Here is a 16259-nt window from a genome sequence, read left to right on the forward strand (position 1 = left end):
GGTGGTCCGTCACCGGCCGCCGTCGCGGCGGGCCTTGATCTTCGTCAGGTCCAGATCCATCGGGAACGGGACGTCGGTCTTCAGCCGTTCGCGGAAGATGCCGGTGCTGGTGTAGGTGCCGGTGGTGGGTTCCAGCTCGAAGACGTGCACCACGGCGCGGCCCTTCTCGTTCTCGACCCGCCAGTAGTGGGGGATCTTGGCACGGGCGTACTTCAGGGGCTTGGTCTCGCGGTCCCGGGAGACGGAGTCCTCGGAGACGACCTCGACGGCCAGGACCACGGACTCGACGGGGAAGCGCGTCTGGTCCGTGTCCTGGACCACGTCCTCGCGTACGACGACCACATCCGGCTCCGGCCTGTTCTGGCTGTCGAGGTCGATGGTGAACTCGCGGAACACCTCGAGGTCCGCAGGCGCCAGTGACTGGAGCTGCCATTTGAGGAAATCGATGGCGCGCTCGTGAAAGATGGTCTGCGGACTCACGAAGACCAGGCTCCCGTCGATCAATTCCGTGTGCGGAGGAAGATTCGGGAGGCGGTCCAGGTCGTCGGCGGTCCAGCCGCCTTCCGGCGGGGTCGGCCAGCTGGGCGTGGACGCCTTCGGTGCGACGCTCATCAGTGCTCCCATGGGACGGAGTCTCGCCGGTGCAATCAGACTATCCGTCGCAAACGGGCAGGTCTCCCGCGAACGTGTGAACGATGCTCGTGTCCTTGACACGCAAGGGTGCCGGGTGGCCTGTGGACGACCGAGGGGCCGTCGGTTCTGTGGACAACTCCGGCGCTGTCGGTGCGGACCCCTATCGTGGGGGCAGTGGTCGAGGGACGACGTACGAGAGCAGGGCGATGGGCGCGACGGGCGGGATCAGCGAGATGCCAGAGGTGACGGACAGCGAGGCGCTGGCCACGCTGCACCGGGTCTTCGGATACGGAGCGTTCCGCGGCGAGCAGGAAGCGATCGTCGAGCACGTGGTGGCCGGCGGGGACGCCGTGGTGCTGATGCCGACCGGCGGCGGCAAGTCGCTGTGCTACCAGATCCCGTCCCTGGTCAGACCGGGTACGGGCATCGTCGTCTCCCCGCTCATCGCGCTGATGCAGGACCAGGTGGACGCCTTGCGGGCGCTGGGTGTGCGCGCGGGCTTCATGAACTCCACGCAGGGCTTCGACGAGCGGCGGACGGTCGAGGCCGAGTTCCTCGCCGGTGAGCTCGACATGCTGTACCTGGCACCGGAGCGGCTGCGCCTCGACTCCACGCTGGACCTGCTCTCCCGCGGCAAGATCGCGCTCTTCGCGATCGACGAGGCGCACTGCGTGTCCCAGTGGGGCCACGACTTCCGTCCCGACTATCTCGCCCTGTCCCTGCTCGGCGAGCGCTGGCCGGACGTCCCGCGGATCGCCCTCACGGCCACGGCCACCCGCGCGACCCACCAGGAGCTCACCCAGCGCCTGAACATGCCGAGGGCCCGGCACTTCGAGGCGAGCTTCGACCGGCCGAACATCCAGTACCGGATCGTGCCCAAGGCCGATCCCAAGAAGCAGCTGCTGAGCTTCCTGCGCGAGGAGCACGCGGGCGACGCGGGCATCGTGTACTGCCTCTCGCGCAATTCGGTCGAGAAGACGGCGGAGTTCCTGAGCCGCAACGGCGTCGAGGCGGTGCCCTACCACGCGGGGCTGGACGCGGGCACGCGCGCGGCCCACCAGTCGCGGTTCCTGCGGGAGGAAGGCCTGGTCGTGGTGGCGACCATCGCCTTCGGCATGGGCATCGACAAGCCCGACGTACGGTTCGTCGCCCACCTCGACCTGCCCAAGTCGGTCGAGGGCTACTACCAGGAGACGGGCCGCGCCGGCCGCGACGGACTGCCCTCGACGGCCTGGATGGCCTACGGGCTCAACGACGTCGTCCAGCAGCGCAAGCTGATCCAGTCCGGCGAGGGCGACGAGGCGTTCCGCCGCCGGGCCGCCGCGCACCTGGACTCGATGCTGGCGCTGTGCGAGACCGCCCGGTGCCGCCGCGGACAGCTCCTCGCCTACTTCGGGCAGGAACCGGGCCCGGCGGGCTGCGGCAACTGCGACACCTGTCTCACCCCGCCCGAGACCTGGGACGGCACGGTCGCGGCCCAGAAGGTGCTGTCGACGGTGGTGCGGTTGCAGCGGGAGCGCGGGCAGAAGTTCGGCGCGGTGCAGATCGTCGACATCCTGATGGGCAAGCGCACCGCCAAGGTGATCCAGTTCGACCACGACCAGCTGTCCGTGTTCGGCATCGGCGAGGATCTGGCCGAGGGCGAGTGGCGTGGTGTCGTGCGGCAGCTGCTGGCGCAGGGGCTGCTCGCGGTCGAGGGGGAGTACGGCACGCTGGTGCTGACCGAGGACAGCGGCGCGGTGCTGCGGCGCGAGCGTGAGGTGGCGCTGCGCAAGGAACCGAAGAAGCCCGCGGCCGCGCGGACCGGCTCCTCCGGCCGGGGTGAGCGCAAGCCCAGGGCCGCCGCGGCCGAGCTGCCCGAGGAACTGCTGCCCGCCTTCGAGGCACTGCGCGCCTGGCGTGCGGAGCAGGCCCGTGAGCAGGGGGTCCCGGCGTACGTCATCTTCCACGACGCCACGCTCCGGGAGATCGTCACCGTGTGGCCCACGTCCGTCGCCCAGCTCGGCGGGATCGGCGGGGTCGGCGAGAAGAAGCTGGCGACGTACGGGGAGGGTGTGATCGCGGCCCTGGCCGCCCAGGGCGGGACGGCGAGGGCGGAGTCGGCCCCGGCGGGCGACGCCCATCGGGGAGACACCGGTCACGGAGACGACGACTGGCCCGAGATGGACGCCGAGCCGGAGCCCGACGACTGGATGTAGTCCGGGGCCCGAGGGGGGCCGCCGGGCGCGGTCGGCTCAGTGCCGTCAGCTCAGTGCCGTCAGCGCCGGTGCGAAGGTGATCAGCAGCGGGAGGAGCGGGACCAGCGCGGCCACCGTCGTCGTCAGGGCCCGGTCCCTGCGGCCCAGGCGCGGCGGCGGCGCGAGCAGGCGGTCGACCCGCTCGCCCAGCAGACGGTGACTGGAGGCGCAGGAGAGCACGCCGCGGTGCTGGTTCAGTTCGATGAGGGCCAGCGCGGTGGTCAGATGGCCGCAGCGGCGGGAGGCCGTGTCGTCGGCGGCGAGCTCCACCAGCCGGTGGGTCTGTTCGCAGAAGTGGGTGAACAGGGGGACCCGGGGGAAGCCGGTGGCCAGGGCCGTGGACAGATGCAGCAGCCAGTCGTGATGGGCGCGGGCGTGGTCGCGCTCATGGGTGAGGACGGCGTCGAGCTGGTGCGCGGTGAGCCGGTGCAGGGCCCCCGTGGTGACGACCAGCTGGGGCGGGTGACCGGGCAGCCACCAGGCGTCGGGGTACTCGTCCTCCAGCACCAGCAGCGGCCCCCGGGCGCGGGGCAGGCCGGGCGGCAGATCGGGGGCGCGTTCGCGCAGGTGGGCGCGGGCCAGGCCGCGGCTGCGCCGGGCCTCGACCAGTTCGCGGGCCAGCATCGCCGTGGTCCAGGCGGCCCCGCAGGCCAGCAGCAGGGTGACGGCGGTCGCCCAGGGCGGTGTGCCGGACAGGTCGTAGGCCTCGGTCACGGACGGCGGCGCGGGCGCGAAGACCCGGACGCGGACGGTGTGGAAGACGGCGGCGGCGCTCAGCACGAGAGCCGTCAGACAGCACAGCAGCACGGTGGCGACCAGGCACTGCCACACCCACAGCGCGACCACGGGTTCTCGCTCCGGCCATACGGCGCGGGTCAGCGCACGGGGGATCGGTACGGCGGCGGCCAGGGCGACGGCGCTCAACAGGAGCAGGCAGACGGTCATGCCACGGGCTCCGGATCCTGATCGGAGGGGGGTGGATGTCAGGGGCGTACGGGTGGAGCGGGGTGCGTGGAGACAACGGGGTGCGCGGGTGGAGCGTGGGGTGGTGCGGCGGTCGGGCGGTGGGTTCGGCACACGGCTCTTCGGGCGGTACGGCACGCGCGTCGTCCGGCGCGTCGTGCGTCCACCGCCAGTATGCGGTCGCCGGGCGCCGGAAGAAGGTCCTTCGTCCGGGGAGACCGGGGCCGGGGCCCGGGCCGGGGTCGGCCGCGCCTTCCCCGGCCCGGACCGCGCGCACCCGTGCCGGTCAGTCGCGCGGCACCACGCGTCCCGTCACCTCTCCGAGGCCCACCCGCAGCCCGTTCGGACCCGGCGCCCACGCGGTCATGGTCACCACGTCGCCGTCCTCCAGGAACGCCCGCTTCCCGTCGGGGAGTTCGAGGGGGTCGCGGCCGTTCCAGGTCAGCTCCAGCAGGGAGCCGCGCTCGCGTTCGGTGGGACCGCTGACCGTGCCCGACCCGTACAGGTCACCCGTGCGCAGCGAGGCGCCGTTCACGGTCATGTGGGCGAGCTGCTGGGCGGCGGTCCAGTACATGCCGGAGAAGGGCGGCTCGGACACGACATGGCCGTTGATCGCGACGGAGATGCGCAGGTCGTAGCCGCCGGGTTCCTCGCCCGAGTCGTCCAGGTAGGGCAGCAGGGCGTGCGTGCGGACGGGCGGTGCCACCCGCGCCTCCTCCAGCGCGTCCAGCGGCGTGATCCACGCCGACACCGAGGTGGCGAAGGACTTGCCGAGGAACGGGCCGAGCGGCACGTACTCCCAGGCCTGGATGTCGCGTGCGGACCAGTCGTTCAGGAGGCACAGTCCGAAGACGTGCTCCTCGAAGTCCCCGAGCGCCACCGGCCGGCCCAGCTCCGAGGGCGTCCCCACCACGAAGCCGACCTCGGCCTCGATGTCCAGCCGGACCGACGGGCCGAAGACCGGTGCCTCGTCCGTGGGCGCCTTGCGCTGGCCCGACGGCCGGACGACGTCCGTGCCCGAGACCACGACCGTGCCGGACCGTCCGTGGTAACCGATGGGCAGGTGCTTCCAGTTCGGGGTCAGGGAGTCCGCCGCGTCCGGGCGGAAGATCTGCCCGACGTTGCGGGCGTGGTTCTCCGAGGCGTAGAAGTCCACGTAGTCGGCGACCTCGAACGGCAGATGCAGGGTCACCGACGACAGCGGGTGGAGGAACGGCTCGACGACCTGCCGGTGGGCCGGCACGGTCACCCACCCGGTCAGCGCGCGCCGTACGTCGGACCACACCGTGCGGCCGGCCGCCAGCAGCGGATTGAGGGTGGGGCGGGCGAGCACGGAGGCGTACGGCGAGCCGAGCGCCCGGGCCGCGGCCCCCGCGTCGAGGACGTGATCGCCGAGCCGGACACCGACCCTGCGTTCGGCGGAGTCCGGACCCGCGGGGGAGAAGACGCCGTACGGCAGGTTGTGCGGCCCGAAGGGATCGCCCTCGGGGACGTCGAAGGGGGGCATGGGTGCTGCCTCACTCTCGGATGCGTGCGGTGCTTTCCGTCTGTTCGTGCCACACGGTGCGTTCCATGTGGCCGCGCCACACGTTACGGCCGAGTTGCCTGTCTTGGGCAGTGTCTAAAGAGTTTGCAATGTCCCTTTTGGGGTTGTCGGAGTGGTCAATTCCGGCTTAGCGTCTTTTTCGGGACACGGACGGGGTGGGTCCGGTCCGTGGAGGGGGACACGTGGGGGGACCCGTGGCCATGGGCGGCGGCAGCGTGCCTTTACAGGCCGACGCCGGCGTGCCGGGCCTGATCGTCAAGTTCGGCGACTATCCGCTGCACCACGGCGGGGTCGGAGCGATCCGCAGTCTGGGCCGCCTGGGCGTCCCGATGTACGCGATAACCGAGGACCGTTACACACCCGCGGCGGCCTCCCGCTATCTGGAGCGGGCGTTCGTCTGGCCGACCACCGGCACCGAGGAGCCGGCGTACCTGGTGGAGGGGCTGCTGCGGATCGGCCGCCGGATCGGCCGTCCCGCCGTGCTCGTCCCCACCGACGAGGAGGCCGCGGTCCTGATCGCCGAGCACCAGGAAGCGCTCGGCGACAGCTTCCTCTTCCCGCGGGTCGAGCCGGAGCTGCCGCGCCGGCTGGCCAGCAAGCAGGGCCTGCACGAACTGTGCGTGGAACACGGCATCCCGAGCCCGTCGGCGGTCTTCCCGCAGTCCTACGACGACATCGTCGCCTTCGCCGAGAAGGCCCGCTTCCCGGTGGTGGCCAAGAACCGTGAGGCGTTCGTGCGCCGTGAACGGCCGGCGGTGAACGGGACGACGAGGATCGCCACCCGTGAGGGCCTGCTCGCGCTCGCCCGCGACTGGGTCGGCCGCCCCGGCGACCCCGGGGTGATCCTCCAGGAGTACCTGCCGCGGGAGGAGGCCGAGGACTGGATCGTGCACGCCTACTTCGACCGGGACTCGACCCCGCTGGCGATGTTCACCGGAGTGAAGGTCCGCTCCTGGCCGCCGCACGCGGGGATGACGGCGAATGCCTACGTCGTCGACAATCCGGAGCTCGCGGACCTCGCCGCACGTTTCATCAAACAGATCGGCTTCACCGGAATCATCGACCTCGACCTGCGCTTCGACCGGCGCGACGGACAGTACAAACTCCTCGACTTCAACCCGCGCATGGGCGCCCAGTTCCGGCTCTTCGAGAGCGGGACGAGGGTGGACGTCGTGCGCGCCATGCATCTGGATCTGACCGGGCGTGCCGTTCCGGAGGGGGAACAGCGAACCGGCCGCCGGTATCTCGTGGAGAACATCGACCTGCCCGCCCTGCTGGCCTACCGCCGCAGCGGCTATACGACGCCGCACGCGCCGGCGCGGGCGAGCGGCACGGAGCTGGCCTGGCTGGCGGGTGACGACCTGCGGCCGTTCTTCACGATGCTCGCGCGCTTCGTGCGGCCGGGCGCGAAACACCTGTATCAGCTGTGGCGCACCAACCGCCGCGGCGGCACCACCACGAAGTGACGAAGTGACGTCCTGGGGAGGGACTTCGTGAGCCAACCCGTAGCAGTCATCGGCGCCGGACCTTTCGGCCTGTCGACCGCCGCCCATCTGCGGGCGCGCGGTGTCCCCGTCCGCGTCTTCGGCGACCCCATGGTCAGCTGGCGCGACCACATGCCCGCGGGCATGCTGCTGAAGTCGACGCCCGCGGCCTCCAGCATCGACGCGCCGCAGGCCGGCCACACCCTCGCCGACTACTGCGACGCGGCCGGCATACGCCGGCTCGTGACGGACGAGGACATCATCCCCGCCGAGACCTTCATCGCCTACGGCGAGTGGTTCCAGCAGCGACTGGTGCCCCGACTGGAGCGGGTGCGGGTGGTCTCCGTGGACCGCAGGGCCGGGGAACCCCGCGGCTCGGGCTTCGAACTGAAACTGGACTCCGGTGAGTCGTTCACCGCTCGCGCGGTCGTCGTGGCCACGGGCCTGGCCGGACTGTCCCATCTGCCGCCCGAGCTGACCGTCGCCGGGGCGCACGGGCCCTCGCCCACCGGCCCGGTCTCCCACAGCTCCCAGCACCACGACCTCGGCCGCTTCTCCGGCCGGGAACTCATCGTGGTCGGCGCGGGCCAGTCCGCGCTGGAGACGGCGGCGCTGGCGGCGGAGGCGGGCGCGCAGGTGCGCGTGGTCTCGCGCGGCCATGGCCGGGTGGCCTTCGGCGCACCCCCGTGGAAGCAGCCGCGGCTGCGCCCCGAGTCCCCCTTCGGCCGCGCCTGGTCGCTGTGGGCGCTCAGCTACTACCCGCACCCCTACCGGTACCTGCCGGCCCAGGCCCGCCACTACCTGGTCCGCCGCGTGCTCGGTCCGCTCGGCGCCTGGTGGCTGCGCGACCGCTTCGAGGGAAAGGTGCAGGTCACCGAGGTCGAGCGGATCGTCGAGGCGGGCACGGCGGACGGCCGGGCGACGCTGACCGTCACCCCGTACTCGAGCGGTACCCACCGGCTGTCCGCCGACCATGTCATAGCGGCGACCGGCTACCGGGTGGACATGGCGGCGATGGACTTCCTGGGCCACCGGCTGCGTGCCGAGCTCGTGGTGAGCCGAGGCACTCCCGAGCTGGGCGCGGGCTATGTGTCGTCCGTACCGGGTCTGTACTTCACCGGACTGCCGGCGGCGGCCTCGTACGGCCCGGTCATGCGGTTCGTGTGCGGCACCGAGTTCGCCTCCCCACGGCTGGCCGAGCACCTGACGGCGGCCCACGGCTGAGGGGAGCGAACAAGGAGCCCGCAGGCCTCACTTGGGGCCGAAACAGTGGTGAGTCGCGAGGGCGCGGGGTCCGTATTCTCTGATCATGGCCGCCTCCCTCGCGTTCTCACTCGTCGCCACCGATCTGGACGGCTCGTTGCTGCGCGGCGACGACACGCTCTCCGACCGGTCCCTGGCCGCACTCGCGCGGGTGACCCGGGCCGGTGCCCGGCACCTCGTGGTGACGGGCCGCCCGGCGCCGAGGGTGCGGCCGCTGCTCGAGGACATCGGCTGCGTCGGGCTCGCGGTGTGCGGGCAGGGCGCGCAGTTGTACGACGCGGGCGCGGACCGGCTGCTGTGGTCGGTCACCCTCGACCGGGAGCTGGCCGAGACCGCCCTCGGCAAGATCGAGGCCGAGGTGGGGCAGGTGTACGCGGCCGTCGACCAGGACGGGGTCGACGGCCTCACGCTCATCGAGCCGGGCTATCTGATGCCGCACCCGACCCTGCCCGCGGTACGGGTCGGGCGGCGCGAAGATCTGTGGTGCGAACCCATCAGCAAGGTTCTGCTGCGCCATCCCGCCCTGTCCGACGACGAGTTGGCGGCGACGGCCCGCTCGGTGGTGGGCTCGCTGGCGACGGTCACCATGTCGGGGCCGGGGACCGTCGAGCTCCAGCCGTGCGGCATCACCAAGGCGACCGGTCTGGCGCTGGCCGCCGAGCACCTCGGCCTGCGCGCCGAACACGCCGTGGCCTTCGGCGACATGCCCAACGACATCCCCATGTTCGACTGGGCCGCCCACGGCGTGGCGATGGCCAACGCCCATCCCGAACTCAAGTCCGTGGCCGACGAGATCACCCTGTCGAACGAGGACGACGGCATCGCCGTCGTCCTCGAGAGACTCTTTCCCGGAGAGGTCTGACCGTCCCGGGCGGGCCGGTCAGTAGGCGCTGAACACGCGGTCGATCGAGCCGTAGCGCTTGGCGGCGTAGTTGCAGGCGGCCGTGATGTTCGCGACCGGGTCGTAGATGTCGAACGACGTGCCGCCCACGTGGTACGCGGCGAAGGTCGGGTCGATGACCTGGAGCAGGCCCTTGGACGGGATGCCCTTGGCCGCGTTGGAGTCCCAGAGGTTGATGGCGCGCGGGTTGCCGGAGGACTCGCGCATCACGTTGCGGTAGATCCCGTTGTAGCTGCCCGGGATGTTGTGCTGGGCCATGACAGACAGCGACTGCCGGATCCAGCCGTCGAGGTTGTTGGTGTAGTTCGGGGCCTTGGTCACGGACGTGGTGGTGGCCGCGGAGGCGCTGGTGGCGCCGAGGAGCGGCATGGCGAGCACGGCGGCGCCGGTACCGGCGACGGCGAGGGTGCGGACGAATCGGGCGCGACGGCTGTTACCGGCAGCGTGCATGGCGTGTTTCCTCTCCGGTGCCTGCGAGGTGAGCTGTCGGGTTCGGGCCGGGAGGTGCCCGTCCGCGCCGCACTGTGGCGACGCGGCTCAACCCCGAGCCGTTCCGGGGGCGATGCCCGGTCCGGCGGCTTACCTGGTTCCCCCGCTCCTGCCGTACGAGTGTGTTCGTCGGTGGTGTTGAAGGGCGGCGGCAGGATTAGGCGTCCGCCCGACTCGCCGGGAACGTATGCGAGAGCACATGTCCGGAACAAGCGACTGGTTCACACCTCGCCCCATTTGACCTTGGTCTGAGGCATTTGGTGCACTTGATCCTTTGCGGTTGCCAAGGCTCAACTCGCTTGCCGGGGAGGGGTAGCGGAGGTAAGTGGCGGATGCATCCATTTATGTGCCCGTGTGAGCCAATTCACTGTTTATGCAGCCGATCGCATTTACCGCCAAGTGGAATTCTGTAATTAATAGCGGCAAATCGGACATAAAGGTTATTAGAGTGTGTTTCTGTAACATCTGGCGGGGTGTCGCCGTACTGTGCCCGGCGCGCCCGCCGCGGAGTGTGTGGCGCGCGGCGGGGGCGTGAACTCGGTCGGGTGCTTCCGGTCCGCCTCTGCGGTATGCCGACAGGCGTCGTCCTGTCCGTAGAAAACGGTCGAACACCTGCCTTGTCGCCTGTCGGGAAACATCTCGGGCATGAGCCGGTACCGCCTGGCCGGTAACCGTGGGGGCTATCGGTGATCGAAACGTGACCGGATACGCTGACTTGAGGTGGTGGCAGCGACCTATCGACAAACCGTGCAAGCGCCAGTGGACACCAGCAGACAGGAGACCCCTCGTGACCGTCGTCGGGCCGTTCGGGCTGAGCGTGCGGGACCAGGCTCTGGAAGCCGATGTCCAGGCCGGATTGGCGGCTGTCGAGGAAGGCTTGCTCGAGGCCACCAAGAGCGAGGTCCCCTTCATCACGGAGGCCGCGCAGCATCTGGTGCGGGCGGGCGGGAAGCGTTTCCGGCCGCTGCTCGTGATGCTCGCCGCGCAGTTCGGGGACCGGTACGCGCCGGGGATCGTGCCGTCGGCGGTGGTCGTGGAGCTGACGCACCTCGCCACGCTGTACCACGACGACGTCATGGACGAGGCCGAGGTGCGGCGCGGGGTGGACAGCGCGAACACCCGCTGGGGCAACGCCGTCGCGGTCCTCACCGGTGACTTCCTGTTCGCGCGGGCGTCGCACATCCTGGCCGACCTCGGGCCCGAGGCGGTGCGGGTGCAGGCGGAGGCGTTCGAGCGGCTGGTGACCGGGCAGATCCTGGAGACGGCGGGGCCGCAGGACGGGCGTGACCCGGTCGAGCACTACCTGGACGTACTGGGTGGCAAGACCGGATCGCTGGTGGCGGTGTCGTGCCGGTTCGGGGCGATGATGTCCGGGGCGGACGAGACGGTCGTGGACGTGCTGACGCAGTACGGGGAGCGGCTGGGAGTCGCCTTCCAGCTCGCCGACGACGTGCTGGACATCGCGTCGGACTCCCGTGAGTCGGGCAAGACGCCCGGCACGGATCTGCGGGAGGGCATCCCCACGCTCCCGGTGCTGCGGCTGCGGGAGCGGGCGGCACGGCTGGGACTGGCGGAGGACATCGCGCTGTGCGAGCTGCTGGACTCCGACCTGAGCGACGACGCGAAGCTGACGGAGGCGCTGGCGGCGCTGCGCGGGCACCCCGCGCTGGAGCAGGCCCGCAAGGACACCGTGCGGTACGCGCAGGACGCGCGCGCCGCGCTGGCACCGCTGCGGGAGTGCGACGCGAAGCGGGCGCTGGTGGAGCTGTGCGACGCGGTGGTGCACCGGGCCGGCTAGGCCCTGCCGGGCAGGCTCCAGGGCTCCGTCCCCGGGCAGGCCCCGGGACTTCCGTCCGGCTGCCCCGCCGCGGGGGCCGGACGGCAGGTGCCGAGTCGGACGAGTGCGGTGCCGTGCGCGACCCCTACGGGTCGGGCGCTGCACCGCCTCTTCGTGTCATACCCCAGCAGTACGCGGAGTTGATCCCGCGGTCTGACGCTTCGACAGCCCCGTTTTGGTGAGATGGACACAACGGAAAACACCACTCCTCACCGATTCGGGTGAGAATGGCGGCTCAGGGTGGGACCACGAGTGCGAGGACGCGCCGAGACGGACAGCCGCCGCCGACCACGGAGGTAGGGCACACATGGCACCGTACGAATCCGACGACAGCACGACCGGTGCGACCGGTACGACCGCCGGGGAGGCCGACGACCTGCGCTCCGGGCGCCGTACGGCCGCTCGGTACGTCGTTCCGGTCGCGGTGGTGGGGGTGGCCGCGGCGACCATCGGGCTCGTCCCGGCACTCGCCTCCTCCGGGGACCCCGACCTTCCGAAGATCACCGCGCAGCAACTCATCGACAGGATCGCCCAGTCGGACGTGGAGCAACTGTCCGGCACGGTGAAGATCACCACGGACCTGGGGCTCCCCGATCTCGGCGGACTGGAGAGCGGCCTGCTGTCGGGCGCCACGGGCTCCGCCGGCGACGGGTCGAGCGCGGACCCGTCCGCCAGGCTGACCGAACTCGCCTCCGGCACGCACACCCTGCGGGTCGCGACCGACGGGCCGGACCGGCAGAAGCTCTCGCTGCTGGAGAGCGCCGCCGAGTACAGCGTCATCCACGACGGCAAGGACGTCTGGGGCTACGACAGCAAGTCCAACGAGGTCTACCACTCGACCGCGGACGAGAGCGCGGCCAAGGGCGACAGCCGCGAGGAGCCGGTCCCGGCGACCCCCGAGGGCCTCACCGAGGAGGCCTTGAAGTCGGTCGACGACACCACGTCCGTGACCGTCGACGGCACCATGCAGGTCGCCGGGCGGGACGCGTACAAGCTGCTCGTCAAGCCCAAGCAGTCCGGCAGCACGGTCGGCACGATCAGCGTGGCCGTGGATGCGAAGACCGGGCTGCCGCTGAAGTTCACGCTGACCCCGGCCGGTGGCGGCGCGGCCGTGGTGGACGTGGGCTTCACCCGGATCAGCTTCGCCGAGCCCGCCGCGTCGACCTTCCGCTTCACCCCGCCCAAGGGGGCCAAGGTCACCGAGGACGGCGACCACGGGCAGGGCCGGGAGAGCGGGAAGTCCCGGGACGACAGCGCGAAGGGCGCCAAGGGCGCGCAGGGCCTCGAAGGCTTCCCGGGCCTCTCGGGTCTCACGGGCTCCGACGGTCCCGGCGAGGCCAAGGTCATCGGCGAGGGCTGGACCTCCATCGCCACCTTCGACTCCGGCAGCAAGAGCGGCCTGCCCACCGGTTCCGCCGACGGCGCCGCCGGTCCGGCCGGCGACCTCGGTGGCTTCCTCGGCTCGCTCGGCGACAAGGTCACCGGCAAGTTCGGTTCGGGCACGGTCTTCTCCACCCGGCTGGTGAACGCCCTGATCACGGACGACGGCAAGGTCTACGTCGGCGCGGTCACCAAGGGCGCGCTGGTCAAGGCGGCGGACGCCGGTCACTGAGGCGGGTACGACGAAACGAGGGAGCCGATGGACGAGCCGTCCGCCACGCAAGCGCCGCCGCGGGACGCGGATGCCGACGCCGGTGCGCATGCCGGTGCCGGGGTCATCGACACCCGCGGCCTGACCAAGCGCTACCGCGGCGGACAGCTCGCCGTGGACGGTCTCGACCTGACCGTCCCGGCGGGCAGCGTCTTCGGCTTCCTCGGCCCGAACGGCTCCGGCAAGACCACCACCATCCGCATGCTGATGGGCCTGATCGCGCCCACCTCGGGCACGGCGCGGGTGCTGGGCCGGTCCATGCCCAGCGCCTCGCGCGTCGTGCTGCCGCAGGTCGGCGCGCTCATCGAGGGCCCCGCCCTCTACGGTTTCCTCTCCGGCCGCGACAACCTGACGAGGTACGACGCCGCCGACCCGACGGCCGACCCGCGCACCCGGCGCACCCGCGTCGCGCAGGCGCTGGACCGGGTGGGCCTGTCGGCCGCGGCGGGCAAGAAGGCGAAGGCGTACTCCCTCGGCATGAAACAGCGGCTCGGTCTGGCGGCCGCGCTCCTCCAGCCGCGCCGGCTGCTCGTCCTGGACGAGCCGACCAACGGTCTCGACCCGCAGGGCATGCGGGAGATCCGGACCCTGGTGCGGGAACTGGCCTCCGACGGCACGACCGTCTTCCTCTCCTCGCACCTGCTCGACGAGATCGAGCAGGTGTGCACCCATGCCGCGGTGATGACGCGGGGGCGGCTCGTCACCCAGGGAGCGGTCTCCGACCTGGCCGCGGGGGCGCGCGGCCGACTGGTGGTGACCACGCCCGACCCGGGCGACGCGGCCAGGGTGCTGAAGGAGCAGGGCGTCGGCGACATCGTCGTGGCCGAGGACCGGGTGACCGGCGAACCGCCCGGGAGGGATCTCGCCGAGGTGAACGCGGCACTGGTGAGCGCGGGTGTCCGGGTGCGTGGCTTCGGGGTCGAACGGGCCTCGCTGGAGGACGCGTTCGTGGCCCTGACGGGGGAGGGGTTCGATGTCGCGGGTTGAGGCGGCCGTCCCGGCCGGAGTGGCGGACGCCCCCCGCCGGCCCGGCCCGTCGTGGACCCTCGGCCTGCTGGGCAGCGAACTCGTGACCACCTTCCGGCGCTGGCGCACGCTCGCCCTGCTGGGCGTGCTGGCGGCGGTGCCGGTCCTGGTCGGGATCGCGGTCAGGATCGAGACCGGCGACGGGTCCCCGGCCGGCCGCGGAGGCGGCGGCGGGCCGGCGTTCATCTCGCAGATCACCAACAACGGACTGTTCCTGGTGTTCACGGCGCTGGCCGCGACGCTTCCGTTCTTCCTGCCGATGGCGATCGGGGTCGTCGCGGGCGACGCGATCGCGGGCGAGGCCAACGCCGGGACGCTCCGCTACCTCCTGGTGGCGCCCGCCGGCCGCACCCGCCTGCTGCTCACCAAGTACGCGACCACGATCGCCTTCTGCCTGGTGGCCACGCTCGTCGTCGCCACCTCGGCGATGGTGGTCGGGGCGCTGCTCTTCCCGCTCGGCGACCTGACGACGATCTCCGGCACCCGGATCACGTTCGCCGAGGGCCTGGTCCGGGCGGCGCTGATCGCCCTGGCCGTCGCCGCCTCACTGGTCGGCGTCGCGGCGCTCGGCCTGTTCGTCTCGACCCTGACCGGCAGCGGCATCGCGGCCATGGCGACGACCGTGGGCCTGCTGATCACCGTCCAGATCCTCGACCAGATCCCGCAGTTGCACGCGATCCAGCCGTACCTGTTCTCGCACTACTGGCTGTCCTTCGCCGACCTGATGCGCGAGCCGGTCTACTGGGACGACCTGGTGAAGAACCTCGGCCTCCAGGGGCTGTACGCGGCGGTGTTCGGCACCGCCGCGTGGGCCCGCTTCACGACGAAGGACATCAGTACCTAGCACCACGGCGGATGTGCCGGAGGGCCACAGGTCACGCGTCCTCGAACGGGAAGCGGGCGAGGGGCGCCTCGCGCGCGAAGAACGTCTTCGCGCGGGTCAGCGCCGCCGTGTCCTTCAGTACGTCGCCGCGGTCGCTGCCGTTGCCGAGCAGGACCCCGCCGAACCGCATCTTCAGGTACGCGGCCGTGTTGTTGAGCGTGCCGATCAGCGGGTCGGCGACGACCGGCTCGTGGTCCGCGAGCGCGGTGACACCCCAGAGGGTGCGTCCGGCCAGGGTCGCCCTGAAGTCGATGCCGGGGGTGCGCAGCCAGCCCGTCCAGTGGTCCAGGTAGCGCTTGGTGGGGCCGGACACCGTGTACCAGTACAGCGGCGAGGCGATCACGATGTCCGTCGCGGCGAGCGTGGCGTCCAGCAGCGCCGCCGCGTTGTCCCGGGTCGCCGTGTCGGCCGGGGCGGCGTCGGCGTCGGGACGGGTGCGGCCGCCGGGGTGCCGCCGGTCCTCGAATTCCGGCAACGGCCGTTCGAGGAGGCTGATCCACTCCTGCTCCACGTCCGCGGGCAGCTGCTCGGCGGCCCGGCGGGCGAGCAGTTCGGTGTTGCCCTCGGTGCGGCTGCTGCCCAGTACGAACAGGAAACGGCGGCCCATTGCTCCCCCAGGAGAGTCGGCTGACGACAGGTGACTGACGGCAAGTGACGGACGACAGGTGCATGTTCCGCAATGAATGCGCATGCATTACATGCACGTGCAACTGTACTCGGTCAGGCGGATCAGTGTCCGGGTTTCCCGCGGCGGCTCCCCGCCCAGGTCGCCGACGCGCCAGGCGGACACCCAGGGCACCCGGTGCACGTCGACGGCCGACTCGATCCGTGCGACCCGCTGGGCGAGGGGGCGCGGCAGCCGGCCCGGCGCGTCCGCGACGAGCACGACGGAGTCCAGGTCGAGCCCCACGGGGGCCTCCCCGAGACGGAAGACCTCCAGGGTGCGCAGTACGGCGTCCAGTCCCGCCGCATGGGTCCGGGCGACCAGCAGGACGGACGACGGGTCGTCCGGCCCCGGCCAGTCGCGCCCGCAGTCCCGGCCGCCGTAGACGGCGGCGAGCGTGGAGGTGCCCGCGCCGCCGTGCGTGGCCACCCAGGAGAAGCGCCGGTGGGTGCCGTGGACGTGTCCGGGCCCGTACCCCTCCTGCGGGTCCGCACTCCGCGAGACCTGCACGTTCCCCTCCGGCGGGCTCACCGGACCCCGGATCCAGATCTCCGGCCCCTGCCGTGCGCCGCCGTTCGGCATTCCCGTGCTCCTCATCCGTCGGTCTCGGTCACTCGTCGATCCGGGTCGCCCGTCGGTCCCGGTCGTCGTGGCTCCGCCCGTGACGCGTCCGGCACCCGGG

14 protein-coding genes are annotated in these 16259 nt (G+C 71.6%); 8 read left to right on the forward strand and 6 right to left on the reverse strand.

Annotated features, from left to right (window positions below; translation table 11 throughout):
* Nucleotides 1-9: 9 nt before the first annotated feature.
* The gene (locus tag ACZ60B_RS00615) at nt 10-612 is read right to left on the reverse strand and encodes a Uma2 family endonuclease (protein WP_469383020.1); all 603 of its coding nucleotides are present in this window, start codon (nt 610-612) and stop codon (nt 10-12) included.
* A gap of 227 nt (nt 613-839) precedes the next feature.
* Here ACZ60B_RS00615 and recQ point away from each other — a divergent pair, with 227 nt between their 5' ends.
* Nucleotides 840-2831, forward strand: a complete 1992-nt coding sequence (gene recQ, locus ACZ60B_RS00620) for a DNA helicase RecQ (RefSeq protein WP_469383022.1) — start codon at nt 840-842, stop codon at nt 2829-2831.
* A gap of 45 nt (nt 2832-2876) precedes the next feature.
* Here recQ and ACZ60B_RS00625 read toward each other — a convergent pair whose 3' ends face one another.
* Both ACZ60B_RS00625 and fahA read right to left on the reverse strand, forming a co-directional pair.
* A complete protein-coding gene (locus tag ACZ60B_RS00625; protein ID WP_469383024.1) occupies nt 2877-3815 on the reverse strand; it encodes a M56 family metallopeptidase in 939 nt (312 codons plus the stop codon).
* A gap of 304 nt (nt 3816-4119) precedes the next feature.
* A complete protein-coding gene (fahA, locus tag ACZ60B_RS00630; RefSeq protein WP_469383026.1) occupies nt 4120-5340 on the reverse strand; it encodes a fumarylacetoacetase in 1221 nt (406 codons plus the stop codon).
* A gap of 239 nt (nt 5341-5579) precedes the next feature.
* Between fahA and ACZ60B_RS00635 the strand changes: the two genes are divergently transcribed.
* From ACZ60B_RS00635 to ACZ60B_RS00645, 3 genes are all read left to right on the forward strand, one after another.
* Nucleotides 5580-6845 carry a carboxylate--amine ligase gene (locus ACZ60B_RS00635; RefSeq protein WP_469383534.1) on the forward strand — a complete coding sequence of 422 codons (1266 nt, stop codon included), beginning with the start codon at nt 5580-5582 and terminating at the stop codon, nt 6843-6845.
* 27 nt (nt 6846-6872) lie between these two features.
* Complete coding sequence (locus tag ACZ60B_RS00640) at nt 6873-8087, forward strand: FAD-dependent oxidoreductase (RefSeq protein WP_469383028.1); 1215 nt, start codon at nt 6873-6875, stop codon at nt 8085-8087.
* A gap of 85 nt (nt 8088-8172) precedes the next feature.
* On the forward strand, nt 8173-8988 hold the full coding sequence (locus ACZ60B_RS00645) for an HAD family hydrolase (protein WP_469383030.1): 816 nt from the start codon (nt 8173-8175) through the stop codon (nt 8986-8988).
* 18 nt (nt 8989-9006) lie between these two features.
* On the opposite strand, the gene ACZ60B_RS00650 is transcribed toward ACZ60B_RS00645, so the two are convergent.
* Nucleotides 9007-9477, reverse strand: coding sequence for a transglycosylase SLT domain-containing protein (locus ACZ60B_RS00650; protein WP_469383032.1), 471 nt, complete (start codon nt 9475-9477; stop codon nt 9007-9009).
* 826 nt (nt 9478-10303) lie between these two features.
* On the opposite strand from ACZ60B_RS00650, the gene ACZ60B_RS00655 reads away from it, so the two are divergent.
* The 4 genes from ACZ60B_RS00655 (at nt 10304) to ACZ60B_RS00670 (ending at nt 14874) form a co-directional block, all read left to right on the forward strand.
* Entirely contained in the window at nt 10304-11314 is a 1011-nt protein-coding gene (locus ACZ60B_RS00655) for a polyprenyl synthetase family protein (RefSeq protein ID WP_450664218.1), read from the forward strand.
* A 346-nt stretch (nt 11315-11660) separates the two neighbouring features.
* Nucleotides 11661-12965 carry a LolA family protein gene (locus tag ACZ60B_RS00660; protein WP_469383035.1) on the forward strand — a complete coding sequence of 435 codons (1305 nt, stop codon included), beginning with the start codon at nt 11661-11663 and terminating at the stop codon, nt 12963-12965.
* Nucleotides 12966-12992: 27 nt separating this feature from the next.
* Nucleotides 12993-13991, forward strand: coding sequence for an ABC transporter ATP-binding protein (locus tag ACZ60B_RS00665; RefSeq protein ID WP_469383037.1), 999 nt, complete (start codon nt 12993-12995; stop codon nt 13989-13991).
* Nucleotides 13978-14874 carry an ABC transporter permease gene (locus ACZ60B_RS00670; protein WP_469383039.1) on the forward strand — a complete coding sequence of 299 codons (897 nt, stop codon included), beginning with the start codon at nt 13978-13980 and terminating at the stop codon, nt 14872-14874. The genes ACZ60B_RS00665 and ACZ60B_RS00670 overlap by 14 nt, the downstream gene beginning before the upstream one ends.
* A gap of 31 nt (nt 14875-14905) precedes the next feature.
* On the opposite strand, the gene ACZ60B_RS00675 is transcribed toward ACZ60B_RS00670, so the two are convergent.
* Together ACZ60B_RS00675 and ACZ60B_RS00680 are read right to left on the reverse strand one after the other, a co-directional pair.
* The gene (locus ACZ60B_RS00675) at nt 14906-15520 is read right to left on the reverse strand and encodes a flavodoxin family protein (protein ID WP_469383042.1); all 615 of its coding nucleotides are present in this window, start codon (nt 15518-15520) and stop codon (nt 14906-14908) included.
* Nucleotides 15521-15607: 87 nt separating this feature from the next.
* Nucleotides 15608-16159, reverse strand: coding sequence for a DUF6668 family protein (locus ACZ60B_RS00680; RefSeq protein WP_469383044.1), 552 nt, complete (start codon nt 16157-16159; stop codon nt 15608-15610).
* Nucleotides 16160-16259 lie beyond the last annotated feature (100 nt).

Source organism: Streptomyces sp. NPDC104096 (genome assembly GCF_055584385.1).

Coding starts and splice junctions, on each gene's coding strand:
- ACZ60B_RS00615 (WP_469383020.1), bottom strand. CDS start 612: ATGAGCGTCGCACCGAAGGCGTCCACGCCCAGCTGGCCGACCCCGCCG.
- recQ (WP_469383022.1), top strand. CDS start 840: ATGGGCGCGACGGGCGGGATCAGCGAGATGCCAGAGGTGACGGACAGC.
- ACZ60B_RS00625 (WP_469383024.1), bottom strand. CDS start 3,815: ATGACCGTCTGCCTGCTCCTGTTGAGCGCCGTCGCCCTGGCCGCCGCC.
- fahA (WP_469383026.1), bottom strand. CDS start 5,340: ATGCCCCCCTTCGACGTCCCCGAGGGCGATCCCTTCGGGCCGCACAAC.
- ACZ60B_RS00635 (WP_469383534.1), top strand. CDS start 5,580: ATGGGCGGCGGCAGCGTGCCTTTACAGGCCGACGCCGGCGTGCCGGGC.
- ACZ60B_RS00645 (WP_469383030.1), top strand. CDS start 8,173: ATGGCCGCCTCCCTCGCGTTCTCACTCGTCGCCACCGATCTGGACGGC.
- ACZ60B_RS00650 (WP_469383032.1), bottom strand. CDS start 9,477: ATGCACGCTGCCGGTAACAGCCGTCGCGCCCGATTCGTCCGCACCCTC.
- ACZ60B_RS00660 (WP_469383035.1), top strand. CDS start 11,661: ATGGCACCGTACGAATCCGACGACAGCACGACCGGTGCGACCGGTACG.
- ACZ60B_RS00665 (WP_469383037.1), top strand. CDS start 12,993: ATGGACGAGCCGTCCGCCACGCAAGCGCCGCCGCGGGACGCGGATGCC.
- ACZ60B_RS00670 (WP_469383039.1), top strand. CDS start 13,978: ATGTCGCGGGTTGAGGCGGCCGTCCCGGCCGGAGTGGCGGACGCCCCC.
- ACZ60B_RS00675 (WP_469383042.1), bottom strand. CDS start 15,520: ATGGGCCGCCGTTTCCTGTTCGTACTGGGCAGCAGCCGCACCGAGGGC.
- ACZ60B_RS00680 (WP_469383044.1), bottom strand. CDS start 16,159: ATGCCGAACGGCGGCGCACGGCAGGGGCCGGAGATCTGGATCCGGGGT.